Origin of the sequence: Achromobacter anxifer, from assembly GCF_903652925.1 — a bacterium.
In the GTDB taxonomy this organism is placed as follows: Bacteria; Pseudomonadota; Gammaproteobacteria; order Burkholderiales; family Burkholderiaceae_B; genus Achromobacter; species Achromobacter anxifer.
Genome location: NZ_CAHLAR010000001.1, coordinates 843,803 through 859,869 on the forward strand (window position 1 = coordinate 843,803; position 16,067 = coordinate 859,869).

The 16,067-nt window shown below is 65.6% G+C and carries 17 protein-coding genes and 1 tRNA gene; 10 read left to right on the top strand and 8 right to left on the bottom strand.

All coding sequences use genetic code 11. The annotated features are described in order from the left end of the window. Positions 1-115: 115 nt before the first annotated feature. Positions 116-943, bottom strand: coding sequence for a bifunctional DNA-formamidopyrimidine glycosylase/DNA-(apurinic or apyrimidinic site) lyase (mutM, locus tag HWY37_RS03795; protein WP_176087889.1), 828 nt, complete (start codon positions 941-943; stop codon positions 116-118). Here mutM and HWY37_RS03800 point away from each other — a divergent pair. The 9 genes from HWY37_RS03800 to ychF all read left to right on the top strand — a co-directional run bounded on the left by HWY37_RS03800 (position 942) and on the right by ychF (position 9,038). Further along, a complete protein-coding gene (locus tag HWY37_RS03800) occupies positions 942-2,828 on the top strand; it encodes a tetratricopeptide repeat protein (protein WP_175207316.1) in 1,887 nt (628 codons plus the stop codon). The two genes, mutM and HWY37_RS03800, sit on opposite strands and share 2 nt — an antisense overlap. Positions 2,829-2,845: 17 nt before the next feature. Further along, positions 2,846-3,424, top strand: a complete 579-nt coding sequence (gene lolB, locus HWY37_RS03805; RefSeq protein ID WP_176088056.1) for a lipoprotein insertase outer membrane protein LolB — start codon at positions 2,846-2,848, stop codon at positions 3,422-3,424. Positions 3,425-3,499: 75 nt separating this feature from the next. Next, positions 3,500-4,411, top strand: a complete 912-nt coding sequence (ispE, locus tag HWY37_RS03810) for a 4-(cytidine 5'-diphospho)-2-C-methyl-D-erythritol kinase (RefSeq protein ID WP_176087890.1) — start codon at positions 3,500-3,502, stop codon at positions 4,409-4,411. A 1-nt stretch (position 4,412) separates the two neighbouring features. After that, positions 4,413-4,489 (top strand) — tRNA-Gln (locus HWY37_RS03815). 140 nt (positions 4,490-4,629) lie between these two features. Further along, positions 4,630-5,580, top strand: a complete 951-nt coding sequence (locus HWY37_RS03820; RefSeq protein ID WP_006227587.1) for a ribose-phosphate pyrophosphokinase — start codon at positions 4,630-4,632, stop codon at positions 5,578-5,580. A 146-nt stretch (positions 5,581-5,726) separates the two neighbouring features. Next, on the top strand, positions 5,727-6,347 hold the full coding sequence (locus tag HWY37_RS03825) for a 50S ribosomal protein L25/general stress protein Ctc (protein WP_176087891.1): 621 nt from the start codon (positions 5,727-5,729) through the stop codon (positions 6,345-6,347). Positions 6,348-6,443: 96 nt separating this feature from the next. Beyond that, positions 6,444-7,040, top strand: coding sequence for an aminoacyl-tRNA hydrolase (pth, locus tag HWY37_RS03830; protein WP_175207313.1), 597 nt, complete (start codon positions 6,444-6,446; stop codon positions 7,038-7,040). After that, on the top strand, positions 7,040-7,819 hold the full coding sequence (locus HWY37_RS03835; RefSeq protein ID WP_176087892.1) for a CPBP family glutamic-type intramembrane protease: 780 nt from the start codon (positions 7,040-7,042) through the stop codon (positions 7,817-7,819). Before pth ends, HWY37_RS03835 begins: the two co-directional genes overlap by 1 nt. Positions 7,820-7,946: 127 nt before the next feature. Next, positions 7,947-9,038 carry a redox-regulated ATPase YchF gene (gene ychF / locus HWY37_RS03840; protein ID WP_176087893.1) on the top strand — a complete coding sequence of 364 codons (1,092 nt, stop codon included), beginning with the start codon at positions 7,947-7,949 and terminating at the stop codon, positions 9,036-9,038. Between the two features lie 159 nt (positions 9,039-9,197). On the opposite strand, the gene HWY37_RS03845 is transcribed toward ychF, so the two are convergent. From HWY37_RS03845 to HWY37_RS03865, 5 genes are all read right to left on the bottom strand, one after another. Further along, positions 9,198-9,566: an SH3 domain-containing protein gene (locus HWY37_RS03845; RefSeq protein ID WP_175207311.1), complete on the bottom strand. Its 369-nt coding sequence runs from the start codon at positions 9,564-9,566 to the stop codon at positions 9,198-9,200. Between the two features lie 38 nt (positions 9,567-9,604). Beyond that, positions 9,605-10,360 carry a sulfite exporter TauE/SafE family protein gene (locus HWY37_RS03850; protein WP_176087894.1) on the bottom strand — a complete coding sequence of 252 codons (756 nt, stop codon included), beginning with the start codon at positions 10,358-10,360 and terminating at the stop codon, positions 9,605-9,607. 110 nt (positions 10,361-10,470) lie between these two features. Next, positions 10,471-11,103 (bottom strand): 4-carboxy-4-hydroxy-2-oxoadipate aldolase/oxaloacetate decarboxylase, encoded by a 633-nt coding sequence (locus HWY37_RS03855; RefSeq protein WP_175207309.1) that lies wholly within the window; start codon positions 11,101-11,103, stop codon positions 10,471-10,473. Position 11,104: 1 nt separating this feature from the next. After that, positions 11,105-12,085, bottom strand: coding sequence for a Bug family tripartite tricarboxylate transporter substrate binding protein (locus tag HWY37_RS03860; RefSeq protein ID WP_246302173.1), 981 nt, complete (start codon positions 12,083-12,085; stop codon positions 11,105-11,107). 37 nt (positions 12,086-12,122) lie between these two features. After that, on the bottom strand, positions 12,123-12,848 hold the full coding sequence (locus HWY37_RS03865; protein WP_176087895.1) for an RraA family protein: 726 nt from the start codon (positions 12,846-12,848) through the stop codon (positions 12,123-12,125). 58 nt (positions 12,849-12,906) lie between these two features. On the opposite strand from HWY37_RS03865, the gene HWY37_RS03870 reads away from it, so the two are divergent. Next, a complete protein-coding gene (locus tag HWY37_RS03870) occupies positions 12,907-13,803 on the top strand; it encodes a LysR family transcriptional regulator (RefSeq protein ID WP_176087896.1) in 897 nt (298 codons plus the stop codon). 12 nt (positions 13,804-13,815) lie between these two features. Here HWY37_RS03870 and HWY37_RS03875 read toward each other — a convergent pair whose 3' ends face one another. Then, positions 13,816-14,265, bottom strand: coding sequence for a MarR family winged helix-turn-helix transcriptional regulator (locus tag HWY37_RS03875; RefSeq protein WP_176087897.1), 450 nt, complete (start codon positions 14,263-14,265; stop codon positions 13,816-13,818). A 3-nt stretch (positions 14,266-14,268) separates the two neighbouring features. After that, on the bottom strand, positions 14,269-15,867 hold the full coding sequence (locus tag HWY37_RS03880; protein WP_176087898.1) for an MDR family MFS transporter: 1,599 nt from the start codon (positions 15,865-15,867) through the stop codon (positions 14,269-14,271). Positions 15,868-16,067: the final 200 nt, after the last annotated feature.

Genomic DNA, 16,067 nt, shown 5'->3' on the forward strand with positions numbered 1-16,067 from the left:
AATAGGGTGTGTGGAAGGAATATAGCCCGGCGTTAGTGTTTGTGCAATACGTTTGCTATAAACGAATGGCCTTGTTTTTACAGGGATTTCCCGCGGGTTTCGGGGGCGGCGGCGGTCAATTCCTCTGGCATTTCGGGCAGTAATAGGTGGCGCGCTGCCCCTGGACGATGCGCCGTATCGGGGTGCCGCAGACCCGGCAGGGCTGGCCTTCGCGCTCGTAGACGGCCGCGTGGATCTCGAAGTAGGCGCCCGGTTCGCCGGTGGCTCCGACATAGTCGCGCAGCGTGCTGCCGCCCGACGTCAGGGCGTCGGCCAGGGTGGCGCGCACCATGTCGGCCAGGCGCTCGCAGCGGGCGGGCGACAGCTTGTTGGCCGGGGTCTTGGGATTGATGCGGGCCCGGAACAGGCTTTCCGATGCGTAGATGTTGCCCACGCCCACCACGGCCATGCCCGCCAGCAGCACCTGCTTGATGGCGGCGCTGTGGTTCTTGAAGTGGCGGTGCAGCCAGGCGCCGTCGAAGCGCGGGTCGAAGGGCTCGATGCCCAGCTTGGCCAGCAGTGGATGGGCTTCGATGGGGCCGTCGGACTCGGGGTGCCACAGCACGGCGCCGAAGCGGCGCGGGTCGTGCAGGCGCAGGACGGCCTGCTCGAAGACCCATTCGACGTGGTCGTGCTTGCGCAGGAATTCGCCGGGGGCGACGCTGCGCAGCGATCCCGACATGCCCAGATGCACGATCTGGGTGCCGTGCTCGAACCGCAGCAGCAGATATTTGCCCCGGCGCCCGCATTCCAGCACGGCGCGGCCACCGACGATGGTCGGCAGATCCGGCGGGATCGGCCAGCGCATGCGGGATTCGTGGACGACCAGGCGCGTCAGCGTCCGGCCAGTGATGACGGCGTCGATTCCCCGACGCGTGGTTTCGACTTCAGGCAGTTCCGGCATGAGCCAGTGTAAGATCATTAATTGCGTGTACGAAGATTGTGCCATCAACCGGACGGGCCGCGTGAAGTCGTCTTTCAAACCTATAAATATCGGGATCACCGCGCTAGCGCTTGCGCTGGCAGCAATACTGACCCCGCCGGCCCAGGCCGCCGACAGCCGGACTCGCGATGCGACCGGGCCTCGAATGGCGCCTCAGAGCCGTCATCCTGAAACCGAGGTAATAAGGCTGCGCCCGGGGCAATTGCCCTATGTGTCGCTGACCGCGGACATCTTTTATCGTGTGCTTGCCTCCGAGATCGCCGCCCAGCGCGGCATGTACGGCTCGGCCGCAACCACCATGATCGGCCTGGCGCGCGACACCGGCGATCCGCGCCTGGCTCGCCGCGCCCTCGAATTCCAGTTGGCCGGCGGCAATCTGCCGGGCGCCCTGGAGGCCGCCCGAGTCTGGGCGCGCCTGTCGCCCAATGACGTCGAGGCCAATTCCACCGAGCTGGCGCTGGCCGCCGCCAACGGCCAGACCAAGGGCCTGGCGCAGGCCCTGCGCAACCGCATCGATTCCTCGCGGGACAAGCCGGCCGCCATCGGCCAGGCCCTGGCCGTGCTGAGCCGCCTGAATGATCGCCGCCTGGCCCTGCGCATTCTGGACGAGTCCCTGAGCGACAGCGTGCGCAAGCTGCCGGCCGCGCATCTGGCGCTGGCCGACGTGGCTTCCGCCGCGGGCGACTACAACCGCGCCGCGCAGGAATCGCGCGCGGCACTGGCCGCGGAACCCAAGTCCGAAGCCGCCGCCCTGCGCGTGCTGGAATACGGCTACAAAGTCGATCCGCAGCGCGCGCAGACCGAGGCGCGCGCCTATATCGCCCGCAATCCCAACGCCCGCAAGGTGCGCCTGATGCTGGCTGGCCAGTTGGCCGACAGCGGCGACTACAACGGCGCGCTGGCGGAATTGCAGGCCATGTCGCGCCGCTCGCCGGAAGATTTCGACCTGCTGTTCATGCAGGCGCAGCTGGCCTACAAGGCCGGGCAACTGCCGCAGGCCAAGAATCTGCTGCAGCAGTATCTGGACGTGCAGCAGCAGCGCCAGCGCGCCACCGTGCCGGGCGCGACCGACGCCGGCGCGGCCGCGGCCGATGCCCACGTGCTGCTGGCACGCATCGCCGAAGATCAGGGGCAGTACGACGAGGCCATCAATGAGCTGGGCCGCATCGACGATCCGACCTTGCGCTACTCCGTGCATATGCGTCAGGCTGCCTTGCGCGCCAAGAGCGGCCGCGTCGACGACGCGCTGGCGATGATCGACGCCGCCGGCCCCCAGGATGACGAAGAGCGCACGCTGGGCGTCTTGACCAAGGCCCAGATCCTGCGCGACGCCGATCGCGTGTCGCAGGCCGTGTCGGTGCTGGAAGCGGCCGACCAGGCCCTGCCCGACACGGTCGAGATCAAGTACGAACTGGCCATGCTGTACGAGCGCCAGAACCGCCTGGCCGATCTCGAGCGCATGCTGCGCCAGGTCATCGCGCTGGATCCGGACCATGCGCATGCCTACAACGCGCTGGGCTACACGCTGGCCGACCATAACCAGCGCCTGCCCGAAGCCCTGGACCTGATCACGCAAGCGCTGGAGCTGGCGCCCAACGATCCGTTCATCCTCGACAGCATGGGCTGGGTCAAGTACCGCATGGGCGATTCCGCGGCCGCGGCCGACTATCTGCGGCGCGCCTACAGTGTGCGTCCGGAAGCGGACATCGCGGCCCACCTGGCCGAGGTCCTCTGGACCCAGGGCAAGCGCGACCAGGCCGTCGAACTGCTGCGCGCGGCGCTGATGAAGGATCCTAAGAACAAGACCGTCCTCGACGTGGCCAAGCGCCTGGGGATCAGCCTGTGACCGCAGCAGTCCGAGGCATGCCCGGCGCGGCTGCGCCGCTACGCTGGTTCCTGATGGCGCTGCTGGCGGCGCTGCTTGCCGCCTGCACCACGCCCAAACCCATCGAAGGCGTCAGCGCCGATGCGTTTTCGCGCATCGGCCGCTTCGCCATCACCGTCAACGAGGAAAGCGGCAAACAGAACGCCGTGCAGGGCGGCTTCTCGTGGTCGGACGACGGGCGCCATTACGTGCTGGACCTGACCAATCCCCTGGGCTCGACCGAGGCGCGCGTCGAGGGCCAGCCCGGCGCGGCCAGCCTGACCAAGTCCGACGGCACGCGTCTGGTGGCCGACAATCCCGACGCCCTGGCCGCCGAGGCGCTGGGCAGCAGCATGCCCGTGTCCGGGTTGCGCGACTGGCTGCGCGGCAAGCTGGCCGCCACACCCGAGGCCACCGAGGTCTCGCGCGACGAGCTGGGCCGCGTGGCGGCTTTCGAGCAAGGCGGCTGGCGCGCGCGGCTCTCGCGCTACGACACGCTGGGCCCCCAGTTGCTGGTGCTGGAGCGCCAGGAACCGGGCCGCCGCATCATGCTGCGCCTGGTCGTCAATCAGCCTTGAATAGATAGGGCCGTCCTGGCCCGGAATTGGCGGTCGCCCGGTAAAATCGGGCGACCGCTTTTTTTTCGCCCTGCCGTGACTCTCTACGACGTACCCGCTCCCGCCAAGCTGAATCTGTTCCTGCACGTCGTCGGCCGCCGCGCCGATGGCTACCATCTGCTGCAGACCGTGTTCCGCTTCATCGACCTGTGCGACACGCTGCATTTCGACGTGCGCCACGATGGCGTCATCAGCCGCGCAACGGAGCTGCCTGGCGTGCCTGAAGAGCAGGACCTGACCTTGCGCGCCGCGCATGCGCTGCAGCGCGCGACAGGCGTGAAGCAGGGCGTGCAGATCGGCCTGGAAAAGCGCATTCCGCAAGGCGGCGGCCTGGGTGGAGGTTCCAGCGATGCGGCGTCGGTGCTTATCGCGCTGAACAGACTGTGGGGCACGGGCTTGTCGCGGCGCGAGCTCATGGATCTGGCCCTGCCATTGGGCGCCGACGTGCCCGTCTTCGTCTTCGGTCAGTCGGCGTTCGCACAGGGCGTGGGTGAGGACCTCACTGCGGTGACCCTGCCGGAGAAGGCCTATCTGGTGGCGCAGCCGGACGCCAGCGTGCCCACTCCTCAAATATTTTCCGCACCCGATTTGACAAGGGATTCTTCTTCCATCAAAATAGCGGTCTTTCTTGCTTCGCCTACTTCCCGCTTCGGCAGGAATGATTTGGAGCCGGTGGTCTACCGCCTTTACCCAGAAGTGCTTGGGGCATCGCGGTGGCTTGCTGAACAGGGAATCCTTCGTGGAACCCCGGTTCGCATGTCGGGATCTGGTGCGTGTTTATTCGCCGAGTTTTCCGAACTTTCCGAAGCCGTTTTGGCAGAAGCAGAAATATCCGCTATAATGCGCGGCGCTGATAAAACATTCAGCCAAACGCATCCACGGTTTCGGTTAGTGCAGGCATGTACTGGGTTAGCTGAACATCCGTTGCGGAATTGGATTGCAAGATAGTTGGGGAGTCGCCAAGCTGGTTAAGGCACCGGATTTTGATTCCGGCATGCGAAGGTTCGAATCCTTCCTCCCCAGCCAACCGAATACATAAAAAAGCTGTTGAACACGCCTGTAAGACACTGGCCCGGGTTCAGCAGCTTTTTTATTTTCCGGGTCCGCTGATGCATCACTCCGCATCACCTCGTTAGTGTCTTGAAACGACCATCGCATCATCCATCATGGCAAACGATAGCTTCATGATTTTCACGGGTACAGCCAACACTCGGCTGGCCGTGGACGTAGTCAACCACCTCGATATGTCCCTGGGCAAGATGACCGTCGGTCGCTTCTCGGACGGCGAAGTGATGGTCGAGATCAACGAGAACGTGCGCGGCAAGGACGTTTTCGTCCTGCAGCCCACCTGTGCCCCCACCAACGACAACCTGATGGAAATCATGGTGATGGTCGATGCCCTGCGCCGCGCTTCCGCTGGCCGCATCACCGCCGCGATTCCCTATTTCGGCTATGCCCGCCAGGACCGCCGCCCGCGCTCGGCGCGCGTGGCCATCTCGGCGAAGGTCGTGGCCAACATGCTGCAAGTGGCTGGCGTCGACCGCGTCCTGACGATGGACCTGCACGCCGACCAGATCCAGGGTTTCTTCGATATTCCCGTGGATAACATCTACGCGGGTCCGATCCTGCTGGGCGACATCTGGCGCCGCAATTTCTCGAACCTGGTCGTCGTGTCCCCGGACATCGGCGGCGTGGTGCGGGCCCGTGCGCTGGCCAAGCAGCTGGAGGCCGATCTGGCCATCATCGACAAGCGCCGTCCGCGCGCCAACGTGTCGGAAGTGATGAACATCATCGGTGAAGTCGACGGCCGAACCTGCATCATCATGGACGACATGGTCGACACCGCCGGCACGCTGTGCAAGGCGGCCCAGGCCCTGAAGGACCGCGGCGCCGGCGCCGTTTACGCCTATTGCACGCACCCCGTGCTGTCGGGCGGCGCCATCGACCGCATTGAAGCGTCGGAACTGGACGAGCTGGTCGTCACCGACACCATTCCGCTCTCCGAGCAAGGCCAGGCCAGCGGCAAGATCCGCCAGCTGTCGTGCGCCGCGCTGCTGGGCGAGACCATCCTGCGTATCTCGAACGCGGAATCGGTCAGCTCGCTGTTCGTCGACTAAGACGCAGCGGCCCTCGGACGGGCAGTCCGGACACAGAGTTTTGCGCCTTGCTGGTCGCGGCAAGGCGCAACAAACACGGCGCGCATTTCGCGTGCCGTGCACCAACCGGCGGAGTCTCTTCGCCATTATTGTTTTTGGAGTTTTCCATGAAATTCAATGCCACTGCGCGTAGCGTCCAGGGTTCGAGTGCGAGCCGCCGCCTGCGCCGCGCGGGCCGCGTTCCCGCCATCGTTTATGGCGGTACGGCTGCCCCGCTGAACATCGAACTCGACCACAACGAGATCTACCACGCCCTGCGCAAGGAAGAATTCCACGCGTCGATCCTGCAAATGGCGCTGGAAGGCGCAGCCAAGGAAGAGCAAGTCCTGCTGCGTTCGGTTCAATGGCACGCCTACAAGCCGCAAGTCCTGCACGTGGACTTCCAGCGCGTGGACGCCAACCAGGCCCTGCACACCAAGGTCCCGTTCCACTTCATCAACGCTGAAGTCTCGCCGGCCGTTAAGCTGGGCGGCGCCATTATCAGCCACGTCCTGACCGAACTGGAAGTCACCTGCCTGCCGGCAGCGCTGCCCCAGTTCATCGAAGTGGACCTGAAGGATCTGCTGCCTGGCGCTTCGGTCCACCTGGCCGACATCAAGCTGCCCAAGGGCGTGACCTACGTCCCCCACGGCGGCGACGCCAACCCGCTGCTGGCCGCCACGGCCGTGGTGCGTGGCGCTGCTGCCGCCGACGAAGGCGAAGCCGAAGCCGAAGCTCCGGCTGCCTAAGTCCTGCCGGGAAGCCTTCGGGCTTTCCGCGGCTGATGCCGAAACCCTGCGTGTGCATTTGCATGCGCAGGGTTTTTTGGTTTAAACACCCCCATCATGTCTACTCCTATACGCCTCATCGTCGGACTGGGTAATCCGGGGCCCGACTACGAAACCACCCGGCACAACGCCGGCTTCTGGCTGGCCGACCACCTGGCGGACGACCTGCGCGCTTCTTTCGCGCTGGAGAAATCCTTCTTCGGCATGGTGGCCAAATCCCGCCTGGGCGCGGACAACGTGTTGCTGCTCAAGCCCAATACCTACATGAATCGTTCCGGCCAGGCGGTCGGCGCCTTGGCTCGCTTCTACAAGCTGGTGCCCGAACAGGTGCTGGTACTGCACGACGAACTGGATCTGATGCCCGGCCAGGTGAAACTGAAGCAGGGTGGCGGGCATGCCGGCCACAACGGCTTGAAGGACATCCAGGCGGCGCTCGGCAGCCCTAATTTCTGGCGGTTGCGCATCGGCATCGGCCATCCGCGCACCCTGGGCCTGGCCCAGCAGGTCGCCGACTTCGTGCTGCATCCGCCGCGCCGCGAAGAGCAGAAAGAGATCGAAGCGGTCATCGACCGTTGCCGGGCCGTGGTGCCCGCGATGCTGGCCGGCGATTTCCCGCTGGCGACGCGCCAGCTCCACAGCGGCAACGACGCCTGATGACTGGCCAGCAACGGTCCGCGGCCGGCGGCAAACTGCGTTTTCGCAGTGAAATCGTCGACTTCTGGCGTTTCATCCGCCATCCGCATCCGGTTTCGCGCTTGCCGGGGCGGGCGTCCGCCAGCGGACTAGTGGCGGATTGGTGGCCGGGTATCGGCCCTGGTCGCCTGCTGGCCTGGGCCGCGCTGCTGTGGGCCGTGAACCTGTTTGCGCTGGGACCGGTGGCCGTTGCGGCGGCCGGGCTGGGCGGCGTCACCCACCGGCTAGATCCCACCAACATTCCCTGGCTGACCGCGGTGCTCTGGGCGCCGTTGGTCGAAGAGATGCTGTTCCGCTATGGCCTGCGCCGTCCCAAGCAGACGCTGTGGCTGATTCCGGCCATGGTGCCCGTGGTGCTCTGGGGCCCCAAGGTCTGGACCGGCCTGCTGCTGGCCGCCTGGGTGATCCTGGCCTGCTGGGGCGCGCGTCAGCGCGCGGAACCGCTGCAGGGCTGGGACACGACCTGGCGACGCTACTACCTGAAGCATTACGGCCTGGTGTTCCACCTGGTCGCGCTGACCTTCGCCGCGGTGCACCTGACGAATTTCGTCTACAGCAAGACGCCGTACTGGCTGCTGCCCCTGCTGGTGTTGCCGCAATGGCTGACCGGGCTGGTGCTGGGCTGGATGCGCGTGCGGCGCGGCATCGGCGCGGCGATACTGCTGCATTCCGTCTTCAACGCTGGCCCCATTTTGATGATCTGGGTCCTGATGCGCTGGGTGCCCTCCGCGGCAACCTAGCGTCCTGCCCCGCAGGCTCGCACGGCTTGCCGGCGGAGCCCTGACGCCGGTCACGGAAACGAACCCATTTCCCGGCCGGGGTAAACTAGAACGTTAACGATCAATACCGTACTTACACAGGATTCCCATGGCTCTGCAATGCGGCATCGTCGGCCTGCCCAACGTAGGCAAATCGACACTCTTCAACGCTCTGACCCGCGCCGGCATCGCCGCCGAGAACTACCCGTTCTGCACCATCGAACCCAACGTCGGTGTGGTCGAGGTGCCGGATCCGCGCCTGCAGAAGCTGGCTGAAATCGTCAAGCCTGAGCGCATCCTGTCCGCCACCGTCGAATTCGTCGACATCGCGGGCCTGGTCGCCGGCGCGAGCAAGGGCGAAGGCCTGGGCAACCAGTTCCTCTCGCACATCCGCGAAACCGACGCCATCGTCAACGTGGTGCGCTGCTTCGAGGATCCCAATGTGATCCACGTGGCCGGCAAGGTCGATCCCATCGCCGACATCGAAGTCATCGAAACCGAACTGGCCCTGGCTGACCTGCAGACCGCCGAAAAGGCCCTGCAACGCCACCAGAAGACGGCGCGCTCGGGCGACAAGGAATCGCAGCGCATCGTGGCCGTGCTGGAAAAGTGCGTGGCCCAGCTGAACGACGCCAAGCCCATCCGCGCCCTGGACCTCTCCACCGAGGAAAAGGCCGACATCGCCCAGCTCTGCTTCATCACCGCCAAGCGCGCGATGTACGTAGGCAACGTGGCCGACGACGGCTTCACCAACAACCCGCTGCTCGACCGCCTGACCGAATTCGCCGCCGCGCGCAACGCGCCCGTGGTCGCCATCTGCGCCGCCATCGAATCCGAAATCGTCGACCTCGACGACGCTGACCGCCAGGCTTTCCTGTCGGACATGGGCATGGAAGAACCCGGCCTGAACCGCCTGATCCGCGCCGCCTTCAAGCTGCTTGGGCTGCAAACCTACTTCACCGCCGGCGTGAAGGAAGTGCGCGCCTGGACCGTGCCGATCGGCGCCACCGCGCCCCAGGCCGCGGGCGTCATCCACACCGACTTCGAGCGCGGCTTCATCCGCGCCCAGACCATTGCCTATGACGACTACATCACCTACAAGGGTGAACAGGGCGCCAAGGAAGCGGGCAAGATGCGCGCGGAAGGCAAGGAATACATCGTGCAGGATGGGGACGTGATGAACTTCTTGTTCAACGTCTAAAGCACGGCGCAGCATTCCACTATGCACCCCGAAGATTGGACCAAGGTCCGGTCGTCGGGGTGTTTTTCATGGTGCAACCTGATCAGCCGAGCGAGCTGACTGTATGCGGCGCAAGACTGGCTATTCGCCGTGGATCTCGCGGTGAATATGTGGCTGCGCTTATGGCTCGCAAACACGCAAATTCTCCAGCGGCACCCAGCCCGCCATCCCATCCGCAAGCCGGACCGCCCACACCCACCCGTTCAGCTCGCGTTCGCCGCGCAGCATGTCGCCTGCCGCGGCATCCAGTTCCTTATTTGTGAAATCCTCCAGCATTGTGGCGCTGCCGTCGGCGTGGCGGTCGAGGAATTGCGCCGGCACGAAGCCGGCCTCCTGGTCCGCGGGCGTGCACAGATACCAGTCGGGCCAGCCTTCGGGGCCGTCGTAGCGTTCGCCGATGGAAACGCGGTCGCCCTTGCGCACCGACATGGGCTGGGGAAACTCGCTGGCATGGGCCTGGATGACGAGATAGTGGCGTTCGGAGTTCATGGACAGTCCTGATTCGTGCCGTGGCGGCATGCGCGGAACTATGCCATGCGTTCCAGCAGCCGCGGCACCGCCGACGCCAGCAACGCCACCCCCGACCCCGTCAGCAAGCCCAGCACGATCTGCCGGAAGCGCGCTTCGCTGATGCCGATGTAGAGCTTTGCGCCGAGCAGCGCGGGCACCAGCATTGCGGCGGCGACGATGGCGAACAGGGGCAGCATGTCGCGCGTGACGATGCCGGTTGCCAGGTAGGTGCCCATGGTCACCAGCAGCACGGACAGGTTGAAGTTCTGGATGACGGCGCGCTGCGCGTTCTTCTCGAATCCGCGCAGGGTGCACCACAGCGTGGGCAGGGTGCCCGCGAAGCCGCCGATGCCGCCCAGCACGCCGCCAGCCATGCCCACCGCCGCATCCGCGGCGCGTCCGCCCGCCGAAATCCTGGGCAGGTTCTTTGCGAACAGCATGGCGGGACACCAGAGCACCAGCAGGACGCCGAGCGTGGCCTTGAACCAGTCCATGTCCAGGCGCGGCAGCAGCATGACGCCCAGCGGAATGCCAAGCAGGCCGCCCAGCACGAAGGGCAGCAGCCGTTGCAGGTCGAAGCCGCGCCGCACGGTGATGGCGGCGATGATCTGTCCGACCAGGGCGCCGAAGACGGCGAGCGTCGCCGCCATGCGCGGGTCCAGCACCCAGGCCCAGAACGACATCGCCACCAGGCCGAAGGCGAAGCCCGACAGGCCCTGGACGAAGCCCGCGATGACCGCGCCCAGGGTGACCACCAGAAATACGGAATCCATTGCCGTCCTTGTTGTGGCTTGTGCGGAAAGGTTCTGTATTCTGGGCGATCCCCGGGGCTGCGGAATCCTGTTTTGCTATGGGCCGATATCGCGGGTCTTATGGCTGCGGGCTATTCCAGGCCGAGGCGGCGCAGGGTGTCTGCCAGCCCCAGCAGCTCGGTCGTGTAGACGCCCTGCTCGATGGCCTTGCGTTGTGCGGCTTCCTTCTCCTCGCGTGCGAGGCTCCGGGCAACGGTCTGTTCGAGTTCGTCCTTGGGGACCACGGCAACGCCGTCACGGTCGCCGACGATGTAGTCGCCGGGATGGATGACCGCGTCGCCTATGGAGATAGGCACGTTGATCCGGCCGGGCTGGAATTTTCCGGTGCCCTTGATCGACAGGCCGCGGCAGAACACGGGGAAGCCCAGTTCGATGATTAGGTTCGCGTCGCGCACGCAGCCGTTGATCACCAGGCCGGCGATGCCGACCTGCATGGCCTGCAGCGTGAGCACGTCGCCCCAGGGGCCGGCTTCCAGGTAGGCCTTGGCGTCGACCACCAGCACGTCGCCCGGGCGTGCTTTTTGCACGGCATAGTGCAGCATGAGGTTGTCGGCAGGGCGGCAGTCGACCGTGAGGGCCGGGCCGGCAAGGCGCACCGTCGGATCGATGGGCTTGATGCCGTGGTCCAGCGCGCCCTTGGCGCCCTGTGCTTCGTAGATGGTGGCCGCGCCTAGCTGGCGCAGGGTGGCAAGCAGATCATTCATGTCAGTCGACCTTCGCGCCGGTTCGCTTGACCAGGGATTCCCAGTAGGGCAGTTCCTTGGCGATGAAGCTGGCGAACTGTTCCGGCGTGCCGGCCACGTCATCCGAGCCCATCTCGTCCAGGTTCTTGGCCAGCGCCGGACTCTTCAGCGTCTTGACCACGCCCTGATTAAGGCGCTGGATCAGCGCCGCAGGCGTCTGCGCGGGGGCGAAGATGCCATACCAGTTCTCGATCACGAAATTGGCGTGGCCGAGCTCCTTCATGGTCGGCACGTCCGGCAGGCCCTTGGAACGGGTTTCGCCGGTGGTGGCCAATGCGCGGATGCGGCCCGAACCGAGCTGCGGCGCGATGGCGGTGGTGGTTTCAAAGGCCACCGGCACCTGGCCGGCGATCACGTCGGCCAGCGCCGGACCCTGGCCGCGGTAGGGGATGTGTGTCATGTCCAGCTTCATGTCGAGCTTGAGCATTTCACCCATCAGGTGCTGCGGACTGCCGCTGCCGCCGGACGCGAAGTTGAATTCGCCCGGCTTGTTGCGGATCAGCGCGAAAAGCTCGTTGGCGGTCTTTGCCGGCACGCCGGCGTTGACGTAGAGCACCAGCGGAACCGCGGCCACTTCCGCGACCGGCGCCAGCGTGCTGACCGGGTCGTTGCGCAGCTGGTACAGGTTGCGGTTGATGACGACGCCGGTGTTGTTGCCCAGCAGCAGCGTGCAGCCGTCCGGCGCGGCGGTGGTGACGTACTGGGTGCCGATGTTGCTGCTGGCGCCGCCCTTGTTTTCGACGATGACGTTGGTGCCGAGTTCGTCGGCCAAGCCGGGCGCAATCAGGCGCGCCAGGATGTCGGTGGTGCCGCCGGGAGGATAGGGCGAGATGATCTTGACGAGCTGGCAGGGGTAGGGGGCTTGCGCCAGGACGGGGGCGGCGAAGGTGGCGGCTGTCAGGCCGAGGGCCGCCGCGCCCAGAATGCGGGTGATCGACATCATGTCTCCTTGGATTATGTAGTTGTTGTCGGCGCGGGCTTCAGGCCAGCTTGTCCGGCGAGCGCTGCAGCGTGTGGTAGCCGAACTGCTTGCGCGCTTCGGTCAGCGGCATTCCGCCAAGCGCGGCGTCGAGGATCCGGCTTTCCAGCGCGCGCGTCTCCATGGCCTTGGCCAGCACTTCCTCCATGCGTGCGCGGGGCACCACCACCACGCCGTCGGCGTCGCCGACAAGCAGGTCTCCCGGGCACACGCGCACGTCGCCCAGCGTCACGGGCTCTTCATATGCCTGCACCTGCACGCGGTCCTTGCCGGTGCGCATGAAGGCGCCGCGGGCGTACAGGGGATAGCCTGCCTCGTCGGCCTCGGCGGTGTCGCGGCACACGCCATGCACCACCGTGCCGGCGATGTGCTTGTGCGCGGCCAGGCGGCTGAGTATGCCGCCCCAGACGGTGCAGTCCATCCGGCCGCCGTTGTCCAGGACGGCGACGGTGCCGGGCGTGAGCCTGTCGATGAAATCGCCGACGGTGCCGGGTTGGGCGTGGTCTATCGGCGCGAAGCGGACGGTGTAGGCAAAGCCGAACAGCCTGGCCGGGCCGGCCACCGGACGGATGCCCAGGGCGCTGCCTGGAAGCTCGTGGTAGTCGAGCGCGTCGGACACCTCGGCAGTGGAAAGGCCGCGGGCCAGACGCAGCCATTCGGGTTCATTCAAATCGGGAATCAACGGGGTCTCCAGTTCCAGCGCATGGATGCGTGCGTGTGATTCCATGTTCAGCTAACGAAAAGTGGAAGGCAACTAAGCGTTTTTGAGCGTAAGATCAATTTCCATGAACTTGAAATCCCTGCAGTTCTTTTGCGAGGTGGTCGAGACCCGCAATGCCAACCTGGCGGCGCAGCGTCTGCACGTGGTGCCCACGGCGGTCAGCATGCAGCTCGGCCAGCTGGAGGCCATGCTGGGCGCGAAGGTGTTCGACCGGTCCACGCGGCCCATGACGCTCACCCCATTGGGGCGCTTCATCTATCCCAAGGCCAAGGCGCTGCTTGCCGATGCCCAGCGCCTGTTCGACGAGGCACAGGACATGGCTTCAGGACATTTCGGCTGGCTCAGCATTGGCTTCACGCGCTCGACCATTTTTTCGGTGCTGCCCGATGCGGTGCGCAGGATGAAGGCGGACCTGCCCAAGGTGCGCATCGACCTGACCGAGATCCTCAGCGAGCACCAGGCAGAGGCCTTGCGCAGCGGCCTGATCCATGTCGGGCTGTCGCGCGTCATGGGGCCGCGGGCCGAAGAGGACGATCTGGATTACTTCCCTCTGTTCGATGATGCGCTGGTCGCGGCGGTGCCGGCGTCGGGCTCATATGCCAAGCGCAAGCGGCTTACGCCGAACGATCTGGCCGGCATGGCCTTCGTCAGCTATCCCAAGGATCCGGAAAGCAGCTTTGCGCGCTCCACCATTCAGGCGCTGGAGCAGGCCGGGGTCAAGGTGCGGGTGGGTTATGAGGCAAAGGAGATCCACACCGCATTGGGCCTGGTGGCGGCCGGCCTGGGTTACGCGCTGGTCGGCCGGTCGGTGGCCGACGACAGCCGCGGCGACATCCTGTTCCTGCCGGTGCAAGGGCTGGCGGCCACGGCCCAGGTATACGCGGTGCGGGCGAAAGGCGCTTCACACCAGCTGGCCGACGATTTCATGAAGATCATCGCGCAGCAGTCGCGCGTGCGATGAACGCCGCGGCGCTCAGGCTTGCGGCGCCTTGTCCGCGGCCGCCCGTAGGAAGTTCGCTTCCAGCACGCTGAGCACGCGGTTCAAGGTATCGATGTCGGCGGCCGACAGGCCCTTGAGCGACTCTTCGAAGAAGGCCGCGCGCTTGGGCAGGGCCTGGCCCACCACGGCCTGCCCGGCGGGCGTGAGGCTGGCGTTGGTCAGGCGGTTGTCTTGCGGATCGACGGCGCGCGCGATCCAGCCCAGTTTCTGCATGGCCTGCAATTGGCGCGTGAGCGACGCGGGATCGAGCCGGCAACGTTCGGCCAGGTGCTTCTGCGAACACTGCCCGCATTCATGCAGGGCCAGGAGGATGCGCCAGCGTGGCAGGGCATGGCCCACCTTGCTGCTGAACGCGCTCTGCATGCCGCGATAGGCCTGTCCCATGTGCTGGATGACCTGCAGGCCTTGTTGTTGTTTGGGCAAAAGCTATTCTCCGACGCCGGCCGGCTCTGGTTTGGTGGGGCGGATCAATTGGACCGGCGGCACGCGCCGCACGCACCACAGCGCAAACACGGCGACCGCCAGGGCAATGAGCTGCCCCTCGTGGATCGCGCCCACAAGCGCAACGCGCGCAATCTCGATCAGCGAGGTTCCATCCTGGCCTTGATGCGCCAATTGTGCCAGGAACTGAGTCTGGGCCTGCGGATTGACCAGCATCTGGGGATCGTTCAGCTCCGGCAGCCAGCGGGCCGCAGCCCCGCGCAGCGTGGATTCGACGCCGCTGAAATAGCTGTGGCTGACCATGGTGCCGACGATCGCCGTACCCAGCATGCCGCCGATCATGCGCAGCGACTGCAGCAGCGCGGTGGCGATGCCCAGGTGGCTGCGGCCGGCGGTCTGCTGTGCGAAGACGGTGAGGTTGGGCATGATGAAGCCCATGCCCAGGCCGGCCATCAACATGTATGCGGCGATGAGCGCATGTGACGTATAGCTATGGGTGGTAACTATGCCCAGGCACGACAGCGCCATCAGGATGAAGCCGGCGTACAGCATGCGGTTGGGATTGCGGATGCGGGTGATGATGCGGCCGTTGACGATGCTGCCCACCGTGATGAAGACCACCATCGGTGTGATCAGCAGGCCGGCGTCCTGGGGCGACAGCCCGAAGCCGCCTTGCAGCAGCAGCGGCGCGTAGAACAGCAGCGAATACATGGTCACGCCCACCAGCAGGGCCAGCGTGAAGAGCATGGCCAGGCCGCGGTTGCGGAACATGTCCAGGGGCAGCAGCGGATGCGGGCAGCGCTTCTCCCACCAGAACAGCACGGCGAAGGCGAGCACGCTGGCCGCGCCCAGTAGCATGAGGGAGGCGCTGAACCCTTCCTTGGGCAGCAGTTCGACCAGCAGTTGCAGGCTGCCCAGCGCCAGGGCGATCAGCAGCGCGCCCTGCCAGTCCAGGCGTACGCGGCCGGTGGTGTGGTTGCGCAGGTGGGGCAGGTAGCGGCTGACGAACCAGAGGCCGAGGATGCCGATGGGCAGGTTGACGTAGAACACCGAGCGCCAGCCGTAGTGCTCGGTCAGCGCGCCGCCCAGGGTCGGGCCGATCGCGTTGGCGATGCCGAAGGCGGAGCTGAGCATGACCTGCCAGCGCAGCCGCACGTGAGGGTCGGGAAACAGGTCGGGGATGGACGCGAAGGCCGTGCCCACCAGCATGCCGCCGCCTACGCCTTGCAGCGCCCGCGCCAGGACCAGCGTGAACATGCTGTCGGCCGCGCCGCAAAGCACCGAGGCCAGGGTGAACAGCACGATCGCCGCCACCACGAAGGGCTTGCGCCCGTAGTAGTCACCCAGGCGTCCGAAGATGGGTACGGTGATGACGGAGGTCAGCAGGTAAGACGTCGCTACCCATGCATACAGTTCGAAGCCCTTGAGTTCGGCCACAATGGTCGGCAACGCGGTGCCCACCACGGTCTGGTCGATGGCGACCATCATCATGACGAAGCACATGCCCAACATGGCAAGCAGGGTTTGGCGGAAAGGAAGCACCTGACCGGGCGAATGTGGGGTGCTGGGAGCGGGGGCGGACATCTGTGGACGTATCAATGATTGATGTATCAAACATTCTAGTCCTACAATCCGCCAGACAGAAAGTTGTCAGGTCCGGCGCCGGATTTCCCGGCCGGGGCGGTCAGCCATAGGGATGATTTTGCGCCGGCTTGCCCGGCGGCTCTCGCGAAGCCGGCCCGATTTGTTACGATAGCGCTATCTGTACGCTGGCCCTGCTGGCG

Coding starts and splice junctions, on each gene's coding strand:
- HWY37_RS03820 (WP_006227587.1), top strand. CDS start 4,630: ATGGCAAACGATAGCTTCATGATTTTCACGGGTACAGCCAACACTCGG.
- HWY37_RS03855 (WP_175207309.1), bottom strand. CDS start 11,103: ATGAATGATCTGCTTGCCACCCTGCGCCAGCTAGGCGCGGCCACCATC.
- HWY37_RS03825 (WP_176087891.1), top strand. CDS start 5,727: ATGAAATTCAATGCCACTGCGCGTAGCGTCCAGGGTTCGAGTGCGAGC.
- HWY37_RS03860 (WP_246302173.1), bottom strand. CDS start 12,085: ATGATGTCGATCACCCGCATTCTGGGCGCGGCGGCCCTCGGCCTGACA.
- HWY37_RS03835 (WP_176087892.1), top strand. CDS start 7,040: ATGACTGGCCAGCAACGGTCCGCGGCCGGCGGCAAACTGCGTTTTCGC.
- HWY37_RS03800 (WP_175207316.1), top strand. CDS start 942: ATGAGCCAGTGTAAGATCATTAATTGCGTGTACGAAGATTGTGCCATC.
- HWY37_RS03880 (WP_176087898.1), bottom strand. CDS start 15,867: ATGTCCGCCCCCGCTCCCAGCACCCCACATTCGCCCGGTCAGGTGCTT.
- ychF (WP_176087893.1), top strand. CDS start 7,947: ATGGCTCTGCAATGCGGCATCGTCGGCCTGCCCAACGTAGGCAAATCG.
- HWY37_RS03865 (WP_176087895.1), bottom strand. CDS start 12,848: ATGGAATCACACGCACGCATCCATGCGCTGGAACTGGAGACCCCGTTG.
- HWY37_RS03870 (WP_176087896.1), top strand. CDS start 12,907: ATGAACTTGAAATCCCTGCAGTTCTTTTGCGAGGTGGTCGAGACCCGC.
- lolB (WP_176088056.1), top strand. CDS start 2,846: ATGCCCGGCGCGGCTGCGCCGCTACGCTGGTTCCTGATGGCGCTGCTG.
- HWY37_RS03845 (WP_175207311.1), bottom strand. CDS start 9,566: ATGAACTCCGAACGCCACTATCTCGTCATCCAGGCCCATGCCAGCGAG.
- HWY37_RS03850 (WP_176087894.1), bottom strand. CDS start 10,360: ATGGATTCCGTATTTCTGGTGGTCACCCTGGGCGCGGTCATCGCGGGC.
- pth (WP_175207313.1), top strand. CDS start 6,444: ATGTCTACTCCTATACGCCTCATCGTCGGACTGGGTAATCCGGGGCCC.
- mutM (WP_176087889.1), bottom strand. CDS start 943: ATGCCGGAACTGCCTGAAGTCGAAACCACGCGTCGGGGAATCGACGCC.